Source organism: Janthinobacterium aestuarii (genome assembly GCF_051380835.1).
Taxonomy (GTDB): domain Bacteria; phylum Pseudomonadota; class Gammaproteobacteria; order Burkholderiales; family Burkholderiaceae_D; genus Janthinobacterium; species Janthinobacterium aestuarii.
In genome coordinates this window covers 124,660-144,390 of sequence record NZ_JBNYXU010000010.1, presented here as the reverse complement: position 1 = coordinate 144,390, position 19,731 = coordinate 124,660, and the positions used below count along the sequence as shown (strand labels likewise).

11 protein-coding genes are annotated in these 19,731 nt (G+C 59.9%); 8 read left to right on the top strand and 3 right to left on the bottom strand.

Annotated features, from left to right (window positions below; all coding sequences use genetic code 11):
• Nucleotides 1-4: 4 nt before the first annotated feature.
• From glnL to ACQ4WO_RS23380, 5 genes are all read left to right on the top strand, one after another.
• The gene (glnL, locus tag ACQ4WO_RS23400) at nt 5-1,093 is read left to right on the top strand and encodes a nitrogen regulation protein NR(II) (RefSeq protein ID WP_436483439.1); all 1,089 of its coding nucleotides are present in this window, start codon (nt 5-7) and stop codon (nt 1,091-1,093) included.
• Between the two features lie 48 nt (nt 1,094-1,141).
• On the top strand, nt 1,142-2,629 hold the full coding sequence (gene ntrC / locus ACQ4WO_RS23395; RefSeq protein WP_128140455.1) for a nitrogen regulation protein NR(I): 1,488 nt from the start codon (nt 1,142-1,144) through the stop codon (nt 2,627-2,629).
• Nucleotides 2,630-2,775: 146 nt separating this feature from the next.
• Entirely contained in the window at nt 2,776-3,741 is a 966-nt protein-coding gene (gene corA / locus ACQ4WO_RS23390; protein ID WP_128140454.1) for a magnesium/cobalt transporter CorA, read from the top strand.
• 134 nt (nt 3,742-3,875) lie between these two features.
• The gene (locus ACQ4WO_RS23385; protein ID WP_436483438.1) at nt 3,876-5,249 is read left to right on the top strand and encodes a GAF domain-containing sensor histidine kinase; all 1,374 of its coding nucleotides are present in this window, start codon (nt 3,876-3,878) and stop codon (nt 5,247-5,249) included.
• A 368-nt stretch (nt 5,250-5,617) separates the two neighbouring features.
• The gene (locus ACQ4WO_RS23380; RefSeq protein WP_436483437.1) at nt 5,618-8,368 is read left to right on the top strand and encodes a TonB-dependent receptor plug domain-containing protein; all 2,751 of its coding nucleotides are present in this window, start codon (nt 5,618-5,620) and stop codon (nt 8,366-8,368) included.
• 79 nt (nt 8,369-8,447) lie between these two features.
• Here ACQ4WO_RS23380 and ACQ4WO_RS23375 read toward each other — a convergent pair whose 3' ends face one another.
• Nucleotides 8,448-10,079, bottom strand: coding sequence for an NAD(P)/FAD-dependent oxidoreductase (locus ACQ4WO_RS23375; protein WP_436483436.1), 1,632 nt, complete (start codon nt 10,077-10,079; stop codon nt 8,448-8,450).
• Nucleotides 10,080-11,571: 1,492 nt separating this feature from the next.
• On the opposite strand from ACQ4WO_RS23375, the gene ACQ4WO_RS23370 reads away from it, so the two are divergent.
• Nucleotides 11,572-14,634: a TonB-dependent receptor gene (locus tag ACQ4WO_RS23370; protein WP_436483435.1), complete on the top strand. Its 3,063-nt coding sequence runs from the start codon at nt 11,572-11,574 to the stop codon at nt 14,632-14,634.
• A gap of 140 nt (nt 14,635-14,774) precedes the next feature.
• On the opposite strand, the gene ACQ4WO_RS23365 is transcribed toward ACQ4WO_RS23370, so the two are convergent.
• On the bottom strand, nt 14,775-15,500 hold the full coding sequence (locus ACQ4WO_RS23365; RefSeq protein ID WP_436483434.1) for a 16S rRNA (uracil(1498)-N(3))-methyltransferase: 726 nt from the start codon (nt 15,498-15,500) through the stop codon (nt 14,775-14,777).
• 188 nt (nt 15,501-15,688) lie between these two features.
• Between ACQ4WO_RS23365 and tkt the strand changes: the two genes are divergently transcribed.
• Both tkt and gap read left to right on the top strand, forming a co-directional pair.
• Complete coding sequence (tkt, locus tag ACQ4WO_RS23360) at nt 15,689-17,686, top strand: transketolase (protein WP_436483433.1); 1,998 nt, start codon at nt 15,689-15,691, stop codon at nt 17,684-17,686.
• Between the two features lie 76 nt (nt 17,687-17,762).
• Entirely contained in the window at nt 17,763-18,773 is a 1,011-nt protein-coding gene (gene gap / locus ACQ4WO_RS23355; protein ID WP_046685413.1) for a type I glyceraldehyde-3-phosphate dehydrogenase, read from the top strand.
• A 181-nt stretch (nt 18,774-18,954) separates the two neighbouring features.
• On the opposite strand, the gene ACQ4WO_RS23350 is transcribed toward gap, so the two are convergent.
• A complete protein-coding gene (locus ACQ4WO_RS23350; protein WP_139090166.1) occupies nt 18,955-19,719 on the bottom strand; it encodes a YoaK family protein in 765 nt (254 codons plus the stop codon).
• Between the last annotated feature and the right edge of the window lie 12 nt (nt 19,720-19,731).

The window sequence follows — 19,731 nt, the reverse complement described above, 5'->3', positions numbered from 1 at the left end:
GCACATGACACCAGACAACCATTCCAGTCGCCCGGCCCACCTGGCCGGCCTTGATTTGCTCGCTTCAGCCGTGATCCTGCTCGACGGCGACGGCCGCATCAGCTATGCCAACGCGGCGGCGGAAAACCTGCTGGAAAGTTCATTGAAAGCCCTGTCGCGGCAAAAGCTGACGGCGCTGTTCTTGAATCCCGACGAGCTGGCCGGTATTTGCGCGCAGGCGCTCGAACATAAATTTTCCGACTTGCGCCAGGACCTGACTCTGGAGCGCCTGGGGCGCGAGCCGCTGCGCGTGCACAGCATCATCAGCGCGCTCGACGCGCCGCGCGACGGCGTGCTGATCGAGCTGCGCGAAAACGTGCAGCAGCTCAAACTCGACCGCGAGGAGCGCATCCTCGACCAGAGCCAGGTCAACAAGGAGCTGATCCGCAACCTGGCGCATGAAATCAAGAACCCGCTGGGCGGCATCCGCGGCGCGGCCCAGTTGCTGGAGCTGGAATTGCCGGCCCTGCACCTGAGCGAGCTGCGCGAATATACGCAGGTGATCATCAAGGAAGCGGACCGCCTGCAAACCCTGGTCGACCGCCTGCTGGCGCCGCACCGCCGCCCGCATATCGTCGGCGACGTGAATATCCACGAAGTGTGCGAGCGCGTGCGCAGCCTGATCCTGGCCGAGTTTCCCAGCGGTCTGACCATTTCGCGCGATTACGATGCCTCGATCCCCGAATTCCGCGGCGACAAGGAGCAACTGATACAGACCGTGCTCAACATCGCGCACAATGCGGCGCAAGCGCTGGCAGAACGCATCGAGGCGGGCGATGCGGAGCTCATTTTCAAGACGCGCGTGGCGCGCCAGGTAACTTTGGCCAAGGTCCGCTACAACCTGGCATTAGACTTGCATATCATTGACAATGGACCGGGCATCGCACCCCAGATCCGCGACCGGATTTTCTACCCGCTGGTGTCGGGCAGGGAAGGCGGCAGCGGGCTGGGGCTGACCTTGGCGCAAACCTTCGTGCAACAGCACCTGGGCGTGATCGAGTGCGAAAGCCGGCCTGGATACACCGATTTCAGGATCGTTCTACCCTTGCCATAAGCGAGGCGGTATCCCACCCATGAAATCCATTGCGGGACGCACACACTAATGAAGCCAATCTGGATAGTTGACGACGACGAATCAATCCGCTGGGTGCTGGAAAAAGCCCTGGCGCGGGAAAATCTCGCCACCAAGAGTTTTGCCAATGCGCGCGACGCCATCGCCGCGCTGGAATTTGACACGCCGCAAGTACTCGTGTCCGATATCCGCATGCCGGGCGCATCCGGCCTGGAATTGCTGCAGACGGTCAAGTCGCGCTTTCCCGGCTTGCCGGTCATCATCATCACGGCCTTTTCCGACCTCGACTCGGCCGTCGCAGCCTTCCAGGGCGGCGCCTTCGAATACCTGGCCAAGCCTTTCGATATCGACAAGGCTGTCGAGCTGATCCGCCGCGCGCTCGAAGAAAGCCTGCGCGAGACGAGCGTCGAATCGGGCCCGTCGGAAACGCCGGAAATCCTCGGCCAGGCGCCGGCCATGCAGGAAGTCTTCCGCGCCATCGGCCGGTTGTCGCAATCGAACGTGACGGTGCTGATCACGGGCGAATCCGGTTCCGGCAAGGAACTCGTGGCGCGCGCGCTGCACAAGCACAGTCCGCGCGCGGCGCAGCCGTTCATTGCCCTCAACACGGCGGCGATCCCGAAGGATTTGCTCGAGTCCGAACTGTTCGGCCACGAACGCGGTGCGTTCACGGGCGCGCAGACGACGCGCCGGGGGCGCTTCGAGCAAGCCGAGAACGGCACTTTGTTCCTCGATGAAATCGGCGACATGCCGTTCGACTTGCAGACGCGTTTGCTGCGCGTGCTGTCCGACGGCCATTTCTATCGCGTCGGCGGCCACCAGCCGATGAAGGCGAACGTGCGCGTCATTACGGCCACGCACCAGAACCTCGAACAGCGCGTGCGCGACGGCCTGTTCCGCGAAGACTTGTATCACCGCCTGAACGTGATCCGCCTGCGCCTGCCCAGTTTGAGGGAGCGGCGCGAGGATATCCCCATCCTGGTGCGCCACTTTCTGGTGCAAAGCGCGCGCCAGCTGGGCGTGGAAGCCAAGCGCATGAGCGAGCCGACGATGCAGTTCTTGAGCGGCCTCGATTTGCCCGGCAATGTGCGCCAGCTGGAAAACCTGTGCAACTGGATCACCGTGATGGCGCCGGGCCAGACGGTGGAAATCAAGGATTTGCCGCTGGAATTGACGCAGGGGCAGGGCGATGGCGCGGCCACGGTGGCGGGAGAGGCTGCGCCGGCAGCCGTTGCCCACCCGCACGGCGGCCAGGTCTTTGAAGCTGCCGCGCCCGCCAACGGCGCGCCACCTGGCTGGATCGGCTTGCTGGAATTGCAAGCGGCCGGCATGCTGGGCGCGGGGCAACAGGAAGTCATGGCCGTGCTGGGACGGCAGTTCGAGTCGGCCCTGATCAAGACGGCGCTCAAGCATACGCACGGGCGCAAGAACGACGCCGCCGTGCGCCTGGGCATCGGCCGCAACACCATCACCCGCAAGATCTCCGAACTGGGCATCGACGGCGCCAAGGACGATTGATTGCCGTCCGGACGGGGCTCCGCCCCGTCCGCTTCCCCTCCTGGCGTTCCTCGCACGCCACAACACCCACAACAAGTGCAGTCGATAAGGTAAGCTGACGCCTGCCGGACTGTTTCGTCCGGTCTTAACTTTCATTGTGGAATTGTATGCTGATTAACTGCGTGGCCTATCAGGATGGCAAAAAACTGGCCGACTTGCCGATCGACGATATCAGCGATTACGTCGAGCGCCCCGATTGCTTCGTCTGGGTGGCCCTGCTCGACGCCACGCCGGACGAGCTGAAACAGATGCAGCACGAGTTTTGCCTGCACGAACTGGCCGTCGAGGATGCGCAGCGGGGCCACCAGCGTCCAAAGATCGAGGAGTATGGCGATTCCTTGTTTGCCGTCGTGAAAACCGTGGAAATGGTCGAGAACGAGCTGGTGCTGGGCGAAGTCGACATTTTTGTTGGCGCCAATTACGTGCTCTCGTCGCGCAGCAACAGCTCGCAAGGTTTCCTTGGTGTGCGCGCGCGCGCCGAGCGCGAGCCGCATCTGCTGCGCCAGGGTTCGGCCTTCGTGCTGTACGCGCTGATGGACGCCGTCGTCGACCGTTACTTTCCCGTGCTCGACGCGCTCGAATCGGAGTTGGAATTGATCGAGGACCGTATCTTCGACCGTGGCACCGAACGAGACAATATCGAACGGCTGTATCAATTGAAACGCAAGGTCATGGTCTTGCGCCATGTGGTCGCGCCCCTGATGGAAGCGGTGGGCAAGCTGCACGGCGGGAGGGTGCCGCCGCTGTGCCACGATACCCAGGAGTATTTCCGCGACGTGCACGACCATCTGGCGCGCATCAACGGTACGCTCGACACCATCCGCGACACGATCAGCACGGCCATCCAGGTGAATCTGTCGATGGTGGCCATCGATGAGAGCGAAGTGAACAAGCAGTTGGCGGCCTGGGCCGCTATTTTCGCCGTGTTCACGGCGTTTGCCGGCATCTGGGGCATGAACTTCAAGTTCATGCCGGAACTGGACTGGCAGTATGGCTATCCTGCCGCCGTGGCAGTGATGAGCTGTGTCTGCGGTTATATGTATTACTTGTTCAAGCGTTCCGGCTGGCTATAAAAAATTCCTGTGTATCTGTATTATTAAGCAATAGCCGGGGGTACAATCGCGGCAAGTCCGTTGACCCGGGCCTTTGCTGAGGATCGCCGCGCCGGCAGCTGTGCCTGCGCTTTCCGTGCTGCGCAGGAGCATTCATGAGTATTCCGTTGTTTGATGTGAATTCGCAAGAACCCCTGTTCGATCCCGAGCAGCGGCGCACCCTGGCGGAGGCGGCTCTGCGCTCGATCACCGCCTCGACGGCGCACGCCCGTGGCGACGACTTCCTGCGCATCCTCGTCAAGGACCTGGCCGAAGCGCTCGACGTGCACTATGTGATCGCCGGGCGGCTGGTGCGCATGGACGATGGCAGCGAAGGCATCCGCACCCTTGCCCTGTGGGGCGGCGACGACTACCAGCCGAATATCGAATACAGCCTGCAGCACACGCCTTGCCAGGACGTGACCTGCCAGAGCATGTGTTTTCACGGCAGCGATATCCAGCGTCGCTTTCCACTTGATACCCTCCTGGTCGACATGCATGCGGAAAGCTATGTCGGCATGCCGCTGATCGATACCGATGGCAAGACCCTGGGCATCCTGTCGGCCATCGACACGCGGCCCATCGATGAAAACAAGCGCCTGCTGGCCTTGCTGCTGCTGTCGATCTTCTCGGCCCGCGGCGCGGCCGAGCTGCAGCACCAGGAGCGCACCCAGCAGCTGGAAGAAATCGTGCGCGTGCGTACCGAGTCGCTGCTGGCGGCGCAGGCGAACCTGATCGAGCAGGAACAGATGGCGGCCCTCGGTTCGCTCGTGGCCGGTGTCTCGCATGAGGTCAACACGCCGATCGGCGTGGCGCTGACGGCGGCGTCGAGCATGGGCAGCTATGCCGACCAGCTGGTGCAGCTGCTGGGCGGCGCCAAGGTCAGCCGCGCCGAACTGATCGACATCGCCGAATCCCTGAAAGGCGCGGCGGCCCTGATCGAGCGCAACCTGGCGCGCGCCGCCGACCTGATCGGCAACTTCAAGCAGCTGGCCGTGGACCAGGTCAGCGAATACGTGGCCGACCTGGCGTTGCACGATTATGTGCACGGCCTGGTGTCGGCGCACAGCCCGGAATTGCGCAAGGCGGCGCTGGGTGTGGAACTCGATATCGCCCCCGATTGTCAGGTGCGCCTGGCGGCCGGCAAGCTGTCGCAAATCCTGTCGAACCTGCTGATGAACAGCGCACGCCACGGCTATCCGCAGGGCGGCCCGGGCCGCATCACGATACGCGCGCGCATCGAGGCGGACGGCGATGACGCGGCTGCGCGCTGGCTGCTGCTGGACTTTTCCGACGACGGCATCGGCCTGGCGCCGGCCGTGCGCGAACACATGTTTGAACCGTTTTTCACCACCAAGCGTGGCCAGGGCGGCTCCGGCCTAGGCATGCACATCGTCTACACCATCGTGCAGCAACTGGGCGGCCAGGTATGCGCCATCGACTGCACTCCTGGCTGTCATATACAAATCAGGCTACCGCTGGCCAGTTGACGCCGCGTGGCTTCCCTGCTACCGGGGAAAGCCGCCCTATCCCTTGTCGCCCTCTGCTTTTAACATGTTGTATGTACGCCATACACATACTGAGTTCTGTTGACACTTATATTCTTGCCGTGATTCTATGTAGTTGTCTAGTTGACTTTTAGTCGCCTAGTGCCATTTCTGTCCAAGTGTCCCAGCGAACTTCACGGTGCCTGACCGGGTACCGTGCGAGACGTTTCCTTTAGATGAACGAGTGCAATCCGGGTAGCAAATCCGGAGTCATATATAACCGTACAAATGAAAAAGGGTTCACCATGCTTAAAGAAACCGTCATATCTCGTGCTGTTCGCATCGTCTGCGCCGGTGGTGTAGTTGCCGCCATGTCCGTTGTTTCGCAGTCCGCGATCGCACAAGATGCGCAGGGCGCCGATGCGCAAATCCAGCGCGTCGAAGTCACCGGCTCGTCGATCAAACGTATCGCGGCCGAAGGCGCCTTGCCGGTCACCGTTCTGACCGCCGAAGCCATCCGCACATCGGGTGCCACCTCGGTCACCGATCTGGTCAAGAAGCTCTCTTCCGCCCAGGGTGCCACCAGCGAAAGTTCCTCGGTTGGCGGCAGCACCTTCGGCTTCTCCGGTATCTCCGTGCATAACGTGGGTGAGACGCGTACGCTCGTCTTGCTGAACGGCAAACGCCTGGCCCAGTTCGGCGGCCAGACGCTGACGGGTTTCGCCGCCGGTTTCGACTTGAACTCGATCCCTATCTCGGCAATTGAACGCGTGGAACTGCTGACCGATGGCGCTTCCGCTCTGTACGGTGCCGATGCCATCGCCGGGGTGGTCAACTTTATTACCAAGCACGATACGACGATCGGTGATGTGACCATCGGTTATTCCGCACCCAAAAACGGTGCGCGTGAGAAACGCATCAGCGCCACCAAGGGCTTTGGCAACCTGGACGAAGATGGCTACAACGTGGTGCTGACCTTTGGCCACGACGAGCGCGACAAGCTCGCTTCCGTCGACCGCAAGTTCGCCAACACGGGCAAGGTGCAATTCTCGGCCAATGGCAAGCGCTATCAGAAGCAGCAGTTTTCGGCCAGCCCGATTCCTGCCAATGCCACCGATGACAATGGCCAGCTGATCAGCCCTTACCAGAAGGCCAACGGTTCCTGCCCGGAAAAGACGTTCCGCGTGATCGAACCGTATAACGATGGCAGCGGCCTGGTCGATGACTATTGCGGCTATGACTTCACCAAGGACCTGGAAATCTATCCGGAGCGCAAGCGGGACAACTTCATGGCGTCGGGCACCTTCAAGATCGCCGGCCAGGAAGTGTATGCGGACGTATTGCTGTCACGCACCAAACAGACTTCGCGTATCGCTCCCGTACCTGGCGCGATCGCCGTCGATGCGGGCACGCCGCTGCATGACAAGTATTTGGTGCCAGCGGGTATCACCGGTGACAGCACGGCGTTCTACCGCTTGTTCGACATGGGCCAGCGTACCTCGAAAGATACGGCAGATTTTGCCAGTGTGGTGGTCGGCACGCGCGGCATTCTCGCGGGCTGGGACTATAACGCAGCCTATAACTTCTCAGAAAGCCGCGTAAAAGGCAGTATTTCCGGCTATCCTGGCGCCATTGCCGTCAATAACCTCACGTCGAGCGGCTTGCTCGACCCCTTCGTCGGCCCGGGCAAGCAATCGGCCGCGGCACAGGAAGCCATCAAGGGGGCTGCATATTCCGGTTACTGGGACGGCGGCACTTCACGCCTGCAAACCATCAACCTGAATGGCTCGACGGAACTGCGGCGACTGCCTGGCGGCGCAATGATGCTGGGCATGGGCGTGAACATCAACCGCGAGGAATTCTCCGCCAAGCCAAGTCCGTTTGCGCAAGGCATCCTGGCCGATCCCGTGAAGGGCACCTTGTGCGGCGGCACGACAGGGCTGGAATGCGACCAGCGTTTCGGCGATGCGGCCAGCAGCCAGCCGTACAGCGCCAGCCGTACGTCGAAGGGCATTTTTGGCGAAGTCATCGCGCCTGTGCTGAAAGAGCTGGAGCTGGGCGCCGCCTTGCGTTTCGATGAATTCTCGGACTTTGGTGGTGCGACCACGGCCAAGGCCAGCTTCAAGTGGACGCCGGCACCCACCTTGCTGATCCGCGGTTCGGTCGGCAATGGCTTCCATGCGCCGACAGTGCCGCAAGTCAACGCCTTGCAGCGCGGCTATGGCGTCACCAGCGACAAGTACACGTGCTCGCCAGCCTTGCAGGCGATCGCCACGCGTCTCAATGCGCAATGCCAGCCAGGCAATCGCCAGTACGACCAGCTGGCCGGCGGCAACCGCGAATTGCAGCCTGAGAAATCGAAACAGGCGACCATCGGCTTCCGTTACGAGCCGATCAGCGCCATCACCCTGGGCGCCGACCTGTGGCATGTGCAGATCCGCGATTCCTTCGGCCAACTGACCGAACAGCTGGTATTTGCCAATCCGGCCAACTTCCCGAAATCCTGGGGCGTCAACAAGGACGTAGGCACGGGGACTACCTACCTGGCCTTCCTGGCTGACAACCAGAACTTGGGCAAGTCGTTTGCCACCGGTGTCGATATCGATGTCAGCGCCCGTTACCGCTCCGGCATCGGCCTGTTCACGTCGCAGCTGAACGCGACGCAGATGCTGCGCGAGGATGTGCAGCTGGAACGCAACGGCAAGTATTATTCGGCGCTGGGCAACTTCGCCGATCTGGGCTCGGTGACTTTCCGCACGCGCGGCCAGTGGACGAACACCCTGAAAACGGGCAATTGGTCCAACTCGCTGACCGTCAACTTCCTGTCCGGCTACAAGGACCAGGAAACGTCGGTTGACGTGCTCGACGCGTCGGGCGCCGTGACGGGCCAGGAAAAGATCCGCATGCAGGTGGGTTTCTATTCGACCCTCGACTGGCAGACGGTATGGACCCCAAGCAAGAGCTGGGTCCTGACCGCCGGCCTGCTGAACCTGACCGACAAGAGCCCGCCATTCGTGCCATCGACGGCCGGCGCGAATCGCGGCCAGCAATTCGGCTATGACGACCGCTACTACGATCCGCGCGGCCGCACTGGCTACCTGAATGCTTCGTACAAGTTTTAAGCAAGGTACGCAGGCATCAAAAAACCGGCACTGAGTGCCGGTTTTTTTTCGTCCCGCCGCAGGGCGGGGAGGGCAGGGCTTAGCGGCGCGCCGCCATCGACAGGGCCACCGCCTCGGCCACCTTGATGCCGTCGACGGCCGCCGACAGGATACCGCCCGCATAGCCGGCGCCTTCGCCCGCAGGGAATAGTCCGCGCGTGTTCAGGCTTTGCAGGTCGTCGTCGCGGCGCTTGATGCGGATCGGCGACGAGGTGCGCGTTTCCACGCCTGTCAGCACGGCGTCGGCCTTGTAGTAACCCTTGATCTGCTTGTTGAAGGCCGGAAAAGCTTCGCGCAGGGCCGTGATCGCGTACTCGGGCAAGGACGGCGCCAGGTCCGTCAGGTGCACGGCCGGCTTGTACGACGGCACCACGCTGCCAAACTCCGTCGAGGCGCGGCCGGCCACGAAGTCGCCGACTAATTGTCCTGGGGCATCGTAGTTGCCGCCACCGAGGGCAAACGCGCGTTCTTCCAGTTCGCGCTGCAGGGCGATGCCGGCCAGCGGGTCGCCAGGATAGTCGGCTGGCGTGATGCCGACGACGATGGCGCTGTTGGCGTTGCGCTCGTTGCGCGAGTACTGGCTCATGCCGTTCGTCACCAGGCGGCCCGGTTCGGATGCTGCCGCCACCACCGTGCCGCCCGGGCACATGCAGAAGCTGTAGACGGAGCGGCCATTGCTGGCGTGATGCACGAGCTTGTAGTCGGCCGCGCCCAGGATCGGGTGGCCGGCGCTGGGGCCGAAGCGGCAGCTGTCGATCAGCGATTGCGGGTGTTCCACGCGGAAGCCGATCGAGAACGGTTTCGCTTCGATGTACACGCCGCGGCGGTGCAGCATCTCGAAGGTGTCGCGCGCGCTGTGGCCGATGGCCAGCACGACGTGGTTGCTGGCGATGGTTTCGCCATTGTCCAGCACCACGCCGCGCACCTGGCCGCCATCGCTGCCTGGCTCGATGTCGAGATCGACCACTTTGCTGCTGAAGCGGTATTCGCCGCCCAGCCGTTCGATATTGGTGCGCATTTCTTCCACCATCTTGACCAGACGGAAGGTGCCGATGTGCGGCTTGCTCACATACATGATTTCTTCGGGCGCGCCGGCCTTGACGAATTCCGTCAGCACTTTGCGGCCGTAGTGCTTGGGATCCTTGATCTGGCTGTACAGCTTGCCGTCCGAGAAGGTACCGGCGCCGCCTTCGCCGAACTGCACGTTCGATTCCGGATTCAGTTCGCGCTTGCGCCAGAAACCGAAGGTGTCGACCGTGCGCTCGCGCACCTGCTTGCCCCGTTCCAGGATGAGGGGGCGCAAGCCCATCTGTGCCAGGATCAGCGCCACGAACAGGCCGCACGGGCCTGTGCCGATGACGATGGGGCGCGGTTCATTGCTGTGGCCGGCCAGCTGTTCGCCGCCGGCGACGAATTTATAGTCGGTGTCGGGCGCGGGCATCAAATGGATATCGTGGCCCAGGCGCGCCAGCACGGCCGCTTCATTCTTGACGTCCACGTGCAGCGAGTAAATCAACACCACGGCACTGCGCTTGCGCGCGTCATAGCTGCGTTTGAAGACGGTAAAACCGAGCAAATCGGCGGCATCGATGCCCAGGCGCGCCAGGATGGCGGCGGGCAGGGCCGCTTCGTCGTGTTCGAGGGGGAGTTTTACTTCGTTAAGTCGTAACATGGTGTCTATCCGAAAAGTGCAGGGCTCCGTATTTAGCGGAGAGTGGGCAGCCGCGTGGCGCGGCGCAAGGCGGCATTTTACTCCTTCTCGCACGCAATGCATGGCGTACTGGGCGGATGTTGGGCCATTTTCCTGTCACATGGACGTTGTCGGTAGCCGACCTCAGCAAAGGAGGCGGCGTCTCCCCCGACACCAGGTTCGCCGCGATGCATGGCGCGATGGCAGGCATGACAGCGAGCTTCCGCAGCGCACCATTTGGGTGCGTCAGCCTGTCGTTTCGCCGCCACGGCTGATATTTGCAATGCGATAGACCAACTCTCCCCGAACGCTTGATGGCCGGGTGCCTTGCCTTTTTAAATATTGCTCATTTTGTGCGTGGTGTGCTGTTTTGGCGATATCAAATTACACATGCCCGTGCACTTGTCGATCAGAAGAGTTTTGACGCTGCGATAAGAAATTGAATATCAATATGTATAGCCAAATTCTGCATTTCTCGCCAAGTTGAATGGACAAGGAGTGCTGCAGCGATGCGGGAGAGGAGATTTTCCGCAGCCTTCGAAAGGCTGCCATCGCGGTATGGCGGGTCAACGTGCTACTGGTGTTGCCACATTTAACCTCCGCGCATGAGACGGAAGCTGCGAGCCGGGCCCGGCCATTGAACCTGCTTTTTATTTCAAATTATTGTGTTCAATAACTGCAGATGTTATTCAATGCGGCTTTCATTAATTGATGAGGGCACTGTATTTCTGCGTTATTTTTTTGATTGTCCAGATATGACTTTTCGGATGGCGTTGATTTTTTTATTTGCCAGTGGAGGGAGTTCGGAGTGTATTTCTATTTGTTCTTTATTCTAATATTGAATATAAAAATTTCACTTCGGGATTTTGGTAATCTTTGGTGTATTAATAACTTATATTCAAGCGTAAATATTCTCGTGAAAGATATTCATCCAATGTAATTGAAAATTTCAAATTTGAATAGTTCAATTGCGGCGTGTGTTGTCAATTCGCAACATTCCTGCTGCCATTCCGCATGTTTCGTCTGCTTGAAAGACGGTATTTCAAGGGCCGCAGGTGCGCCATGGCAGGCATTTCAGGTTGTGGGCGCGGGTGCGAGTTGCTCGCAGTATCACGTGCTTTTCAAGCAATACTTTTTCGCATATTAATATGCGTTTTTTTGCAGCGCATCAAATTGGTGCATTGCCGCACAATCTTGGACGCATTTGCCATTTTCCCACTCAATTCAGTTTGTTGTATCTTTGCATCATATTTTTTTTACTATGTTGACAGTGAACAATAGCATATGGTTTTATGTATCGCTTAGACAAGCAGGTTTTTCCTGTTTTGTCTGAAGCCTGTCCTATCAGTGGCGGGGGGAGTATCAAGTCATTAAAAACTAAAACCGGAAATAAAAACGTATTAAACATGATTTAGTGCTTAAATTTACCAAGCAACTCTACCAGAGACGCTTAATCTAATAATTAGGAAACCACATGTTGAGAAAAACAGTTTTAGTTCGCGCGCTGGCGCTGGCTTTCAGCGCTGGCGCCATGTCAGCCATGGTCGTTGCGCCCGTCATGGCGCAGTCGAACGCAGCAGGTAGCATTTTCGGTAAGGTCGGCAGCGGCAGCGGCGATACCGTCGTGTTGCAAAACAACGGTACCAACCAGACGCGTTCCACGGCAGTTGATGCAAACGGCGCATTCCGTGTCACGAGTCTGCCTATCGGTACCTATACCGTGACGCTGAAGAAGGGCGAATCGGTTGTTGGCACTACATCGCTGGAAGTGCTGGCCGGTCAAGGCGTCGAGGCGATTTTCCCTGTTGCTGGCGGCGTTCAGGCCGTGCAAGTGACGGGACGTCGCAACCGCATCGATATCTCGAGCTCGACCAATGGCGCGACCTTTACCGCACGCGAGCTGGACAAGTTGCCGATCGCACGTAACGTCGACGCAATCGTTCAACTCTCCCCGAACACCACCCGTGGCGACCCAACCTATCCTGCCGGAGCCAGCTTCGGCGGCGGCGGCGCTTCGGAAAATGCCTACTACATCAACGGTTTCCCGGTAACCAACCCGCTGTCGCAATTGGGCGCAATGGAGCTCCCGTTTGGCGCGATCGCTCAAGCTCAAGTTTTGACGGGCGGTTACGGTGTTGAGTTTGGCCGTTCGGTTGGTGGCGTGGTCAACGTCACGACCAAATCCGGTACCAACACCTGGGAAGCCGGTGCCCTGGTATCGATCGCACCGAAGTCGTTGCGCGCTAAATCCCGTGACATGTACTACGCCAATACCGGTGTTTTCCCGCAAACAGACGGGACCCTGCGTATTCGCCGCGAAGACAATGACTTCGAGCAAAAACAGTACTCCGCCTATGTCGGTGGTCCGCTGATCAAGGATACCTTGTTCGGTTTCGTTGCACTGGAGCAAACTCGCGCGGAAAGCAATGGCGTCTTCGGCGGCCGTACCGCGCTGACGAACACCGAGAACGGTTGGCGCGATTACAAGACCACCACAGAGCGCTACTACGGTAAACTGGACTGGAATATTTCCGATAATCATCGTATCGAGTTCACTACGATCGGTGATTTGCCAGAGACCAATACGCAATTCCGTTCGTATGATTACGCGACCCGCGCCGTTGGCAGCAAGGTCAACTCGTCAACCCACGAAGAATACGGCCCATTCAACCCTAACGGCGGCGAAGCAAACATTGCGCGCTACGTTGGTAATATTTCCGATAACCTGACGGTCACTGCCCTGTATGGTAAATCGCGTGCCAAGCATATCTATGAGCCTACAGGCTACGATCCAACGCTGGCACAAGTGACTGCGGCAAAGGCGGATCAGGCGCCAGGCTTGAACTACTCGGGTGGTCAGCCGTTCTCGACCAATCAACCAGTCAATGGTTCCACCGACCGTGTAACGTCCAAGCGTCTGGATTTGGAATACAAGATTGGCAACCACACCCTGCGTGCTGGTCTGGACAATAACAAGATGTCTTCGGCAGACGCTGGCGACGCTCTGGCCGGTGGCGCACTGTGGTTGTACGGCAAGACACCAGATCCTACCAAGCCATTTGACGTTCCTGGCGGCCAAGTTGGCGCGCTGGCAGGCCAGGGCCCGCTCGCATCGCAAGGTTATTATGTGTCGCGTGTCCTGTCCTCGACCGTATCGAATGCTTTCGCTGGTCAGGATGCTCAGTACATTGAAGATCGCTGGCAAGTGACGAAGGACGTGTTGCTGACCGCAGGTCTGCGTCGTGAGGGCTTCTACAATGCCAACCAGGACGGCACCAAGTATATTGAGATGAAGAACCAATACGCACCACGCGTAGCAGCAGTGTGGGACGTGAATGGCGATGCATCGTTTAAAGTATTTGGTAGCGCTGGTCGTTACACCTTGCAAATGCCAACCGTGATCGCTTTGCGCGGTGCAAACGGTTCGCTGAACACCAACCAGTACTACGCTTACACGGGTACGGATGCGCATGGCGCGCCAACGGGCTTGACCCAGTTGACGGATGTCTTGTCTGCAAACAATGAATTCGGTCAAGCAAAAGATCCGAAAACCGTTGCTGCATTGGACATGAAGCCATCGTACCAGGATGAGTTGACCTTGGGCTTTGAAAAGGCCTACAACCCTAGCCTGAATTTCGGTGCTAAGGTTACTTACCGTACCCTGAAATCGACGATCGATGACTTCTGCGATGGCCGCGTGTTCGAAAAATACGCCAAGCGTAATGGTATCGATACTTCGAACTACGGCGGTTTTAACTGCGCATCGTTCAACCCAGGCGAAGCAAATGATTTCCTGGTTGACTTCGCAGGTACGCAGTCCAACTACACCCGCGTCCACCTGACGAAAGAAGACCTGGGCTTCGACAAGGCCAAGCGTACTTACGCTGCACTTGATGTGTTTGCTGAGCATCCATACCGTAACGGCTGGTATGGTAAGATCAACTACACCCTGTCGCGCAGCAGCGGCAATACTGAAGGTCAGACGCTGTCCGATACCACGACTGGCCAGGCTGACGTTGCAGCTACCCAGACCTGGGATTACGCAGCACTGATGCGCTATGCGGATGGCCGCCTGCCAAATGATCGTAAGCATCAGATCAAGGCTTACGGCTTCTACGACGTGACCCCAGAGTGGACCGTGGGTGCCGCCGCCTTGCTCGCTTCGGGCCGCCCACGTTCGTGCGTCGGTACCAATCCGAACACGCAGTCGGCAGACGATATCGGCTTTAACTATCAGTCCGCTTCGCACTACTGCTTCGGTGCAACTGGCAATCAGAACGTTCCTTCGCCACGTGGTGCCGTGGGCAATCTGCCATGGGACAAAAACCTGGACTTGAACGTGTCCTACAAGCCAGCTTATGTGCCAGGCCTGGCAGTTAAACTGGACATCTTCAATGTGTTCGACACGCAAACCACGCAAAAAGTGGTTGAGCGTTACAACACCAACCAGGCACGCTATGCTCTGTATGAATCGGTACTGAGCTACACCGCACCTCGTTCGATGAAGTTCACCGCAGAGTTCAATAAAAAGTTCTAATTGTGTGATGGCCGCCGGTTTCCGGCGGCTTGCAAAAGACACGATTTCAGTAAAAATGCCGCGCCCTGTCAAACAGGGGGCGGCATTTTTTTGCTATGTGTGCCACCAGCCGCACAGGCGGCTGTGATGCGCATTGACGCTTACATCCCGCCCCACAAGGCATTCAGCGTGGCCAGCGCCGTCAGGCCCGCCGTTTCCGTGCGCAGGATGCGTGGCCCCATGGAAAGACCGATGGCGCCGGCGGCCAGGGCCGCCTTTTCTTCCGCTTCCGAAAATCCCCCTTCCGGCCCCACCATGACGGTAATCGCCTGCGGCGGCTGGTGGCGCGCCCAGTCGGCCAGCGGCTGCTGCGCGCGCGGCGTCAGGATGATGCGCTTATGTAAATCTTGCTGGCTGCTCCAGCTATTGAAGTCTTGCAGCGGCGCCAGCTGCGCCAGGCGGTTGCGTCCGCACTGTTCCGATGCGGATACGATGATGCCTTGCCAATGTGCGAGTTTTTTCTCGGCCCGCTCGGCGGACAGGCGCACCACGCAGCGCTGCGCCGACAGCGGCACGATGCCGGCCGCACCCAGTTCGATGGCTTTTTCGATGATCCAGTCCATTTTGGACGCTTCCGGCAGCGCTTGCGCCAGGGTCACGGCGTACGGCAGTTCCGCCTCGCGCGCCACGTGCGCCTGGATTTGCGCCGTCACGCTGCGCTTGGCGACCGCCACCAGGCTCGCCTGCACTTCGCCGCCTTCGCCATTGAACAGGGTGATGACGTCGCCCGGCGCCAGGCGCACGACCTGGATATGGTGGGCGACAGCCTCCGGCAGGGAGACGGTGGCGCCGACGACGAGCGGCTGGGGGCAGAAAAAACGCGGCATGCAAATCCTCAACGGGGGAGTAAGTGGGGTGGAAAGACGTCAAAGTATAGCCATTTGGCTGGGCAGTACGCCGCAATTCTAATTTGCGGCCCCCCAGTCTGGTAAAATAGTTGACTACAGAAAGCAGCCGGCTTCCCTGTCCGCGCTGTTGCACACGAATCCCAAACTCGCGACTGACCCACACCATCATGACAACTACGCTCCCGACTACCAAAATGGCCAATGCGATCCGCGCACTGGCAATGGACGCTGTACAAAAGGCCAACTCCGGCCATCCAGGCATGCCGATGGGCATGGCCGAGATCGCAGTTGCCCTGTGGAGTGGTCACTATCGCCACAATCCCGCGAACCCGAAATGGCAGAACCGCGACCGCTTCCTGTTGTCGAACGGCCACGGCTCGATGCTGCACTACGCGCTGCTGCACCTGACCGGCTACGAGCTGTCGATGGATGACATCAAGGCCTTCCGCCAGATGCATTCGAAAACCCCGGGCCACCCGGAAGTCGACATCACGCCAGGCGTGGAAACGACCACCGGCCCGCTGGGCCAGGGCATCGCCAACGCCGTCGGCATGGCCCTGTCGGAGCAATTGCTGGCCGCTGAATTCAACAAGCCTGGCCATGACATCGTCAACCACTACACCTACGCTTTCGTCGGTGATGGTTGCCTGATGGAAGGCATTTCGCACGAAGTGTGCGCGCTGGCCGGTACCCTGGGCTTGAACAAACTGATCGCTTTGTACGATGACAACGGCATTTCCATCGACGGCAAAGTCGAAGGCTGGTTCACGGACGACACCCCGGCGCGCTTCGAAGCGTACGGCTGGAACGTCATCCGCGCCGTCGACGGCCACGATGTTGCCGCCGTGGCTGCCGCCATCGCCGCCGCCAAGACCGCATCGAAGCCAACGCTGATCTGCTGCAAGACCATCATCGGCAAGGGTTCGCCGAACCTGCAAGGCGGCGACAAGGTCCACGGCGCCGCGCTGGGCGACAAGGAAATCGCTGCCGTGCGCGAATACATCGGCTGGGATGCTGCTCCGTTCGAGATGCCGGCCGACGTGTACGCGGCTTGGGATGCGAAAGAGCAGGGCGCCCTGCTGGAAGCGGACTGGAACGAGCGCTTTGCCGCCTACAGCCGCGAATTCCCGCAGCAAGCCGCTGAACTGACCCGCCGCATGCAGGGCGAACTGCCACAGGCATTCGAAGCGGCCTTGTCGGCTGCCATCGCTTCCTGCGTGGAAAAGAAAGAAAACATCGCTACCCGCAAGGCCAGCCAGAACGCCATCCAGGCGCTGGCTTCGTCCCTGCCGGAATTCCTCGGCGGCTCGGCCGACCTGACCGGTTCGAACCTGACGAACTGGAAAGAGTGCGTGGCCGTGCGTTCGGGCCAGCCTGGCAACCACATCAACTACGGCGTGCGCGAATTCGGCATGAGCGCCATCATGAACGGCATCACCTTGCACGGCGGCTACATCCCGTTCGGCGCCACGTTCCTGACGTTCTCCGACTACAGCCGCAATGCCCTGCGCATGGCCGCCCTGATGAAGCTGCGTTCGATCTTCGTGTTCACCCACGATTCGATCGGCCTGGGCGAAGACGGCCCGACGCACCAATCGGTCGAGCACGTCTCGTCGATGCGTTTGATCCCGAACCTGGACAACTGGCGTCCATGCGACACGGTCGAGTCGGCTGCGGCCTGGGGCGCCGCCGTGCGCCGCAAGGATGGCCCGTCGACCCTGATCTTCTCGCGCCAAAACCTGCCGTATCAAGAACGTAGCGCCGAACAGATCGAGAACATCTACCGCGGCGGCTATGTGCTGAACGACGTGGCCGACGCCAAGGCGATCCTGATCGCCACCGGTTCCGAAGTGGAACTGGCCGTCGCCGCCGCCAGCGCGCTGGCTTCGGAAGGCATCAATGTGCGCGTGGTGTCGATGCCGTCGACCGACGTGTATGATCGCCAGGACGCTGCCTACAAGGCCAGCGTGCTGACGAAAGGTGTGCCGCGCGTGGCCATCGAAGCGGGCGTGACCAGCTTCTGGTACAAATACGTGGGCCTGGAAGGCGCCGTGGTCGGTATCGACACGTTTGGCGAATCGGCCCCGGCCGGCGTGCTGTTCAAGCACTTCGGCTTTACGGTCGAGAACGTCGTCGCCAAGGTGAAAGCCGTTATCGCTGGCTAATATTGATTTTTAACGGTCCTGGCGATGTGCTCGTCGGGGCCGTGCATGTACCTTCTTTTTTAATCAGGAGCAGAGTATGACGATCAAAGTTGCAATCAATGGCTACGGCCGCATCGGCCGTAATGTATTGCGCGCTTTCTACGAAGGTGGCAAGAAACAGGATATCCAGATCGTTGCCATCAACGACCTGGGCGATGCCAAATCGAACGCCCACCTGACCCGCTACGACACCGCGCACGGCAAGTTCCCGGGCACGGTCACCGTCGAAGGCGACAACATGATCGTCAATGGCGATCCGATCCGCGTATTCGCACAGCGCAATCCTGCTGAAATCCCATGGGGCGAGCTGGGCGTGGACGTCGTGCTGGAATGCACGGGCTTCTTCACCACCAAAGAGAAAGCTTCGGCTCACTTGAAGGGCGGCGCGAAAAAAGTCATCATTTCGGCACCAGGCGGCAAGGACGTCGATGCGACCGTCGTGTTCGGCGTGAACCACTCGGTACTGAAATCGACCGACACCGTCATCTCGAACGCTTCGTGCACCACCAATTGCCTGGCACCGCTGGTCAAGCCGCTGAATGACGCCATCGGCATCGAAACGGGCCTGATGACCACCGTGCACGCCTACACCAACGACCAGGTACTGTCCGACGTGATGCATGAAGACCTGCGCCGCGCCCGTTCGGCCACCATGAGCATGATCCCGACCAAGACGGGCGCCGCTGCCGCCGTGGGCCTGGTGCTGCCTGAGCTGAATGGCAAGCTGGACGGCTTCGCCATCCGCGTGCCGACCATCAACGTCTCGCTGGTCGACCTGTCGTTCATCGCCAAGCGCGACACCACCGTGGAAGAAGTCAACGCGCTGATGAAGTCCGCTTCGGAAGGCGCCCTGGAAGGCATCCTGACGTACCAGACCGAACCGCTGGTCTCGATCGATTTCAACCACAACCCGGCTTCGTCGAACTTCGATTCGACCCTGACCAAAGTGTCGGGCCGCCTGGTGAAAGTATCGTCGTGGTACGACAACGAGTGGGGTTTCTCGAACCGCATGCTCGACACCACCGTTGCACTGATGTCGGCCAAGTAATTTTTTGACCGCATAAGAAAAAAACGCCCTTCGGGGCGTTTTTTTCATTCGTGAATTTGCGACGCCTAACAAAACCGTAGCGAGCGGCAGTGATTTGTGGCCGAGAAGCGCAACCGTACTTTAGTACGGTGAGCATCGCCGGCCGCAAAGCGCGACGCGCAGTAGGTTTTGTTAGGTGTACCTACAAGCGGCGGCGGTAAAAGCGCCATAGCAGGCGCAAGTCGCGCAGCACGGGCACGCCCGACAGCAGGGTCAGCACGCCGGCGAGCAGGATGGTGGCGGCGGGAAATCCGATGTGCTTGAAGGCCAGGGCGCCGCTGACGCCGCCGATGAAGAAGCAGGCGATCAGCAGGCTGTGCGTTCTGAGCTTGCCGCGGTTGACCTTGACCATCCGGTCCGGCAGGTGGCGCCGGTTGTAATACGCCATCTTGCCCAGTTCGATGCCGATATCGGTGGACAGGCCCGTCACGTGCGTGGTGCGGATGACGGCGCCCGAAATCTTGGTGATAATGGCGTTCTGCAAGCCCATGACAAAGCACAGCAGCAAGATGGTGACGGGACCCAGCACGTCGGGCATGGTGGCCAGGTAATTGCCCGTCAAGCCGAACATCAGCAGTAACGCCGCTTCCAGCATCAGGCTGGCGGCGAATTGGCTGTGCAGCCGTCGTCGCTTGCCCCAGTTCACCATGATGGCCGTCACGGCCGCGCCGCTGACAAAGGCCAGCCACGCGCCCAGCGCGGCCAGGGCCACCGTGATATTGCCCAGCGCCAGGTCGTCCGCCATGCCCGAGACGATGCCCGTCATATGCGAGGTATAGCCGCCGATGGCGAGAAAGCCGCCCGCATTCACGGCGCCGGCCACCAGCGCCAGCACGCAGCCCAGCTGCAGATTGGCTTGCGTATCGCGCGCCGATCCGCTCAGCCGGGACAGGTAATGGAGCGGCATGCCCGGGCCAGC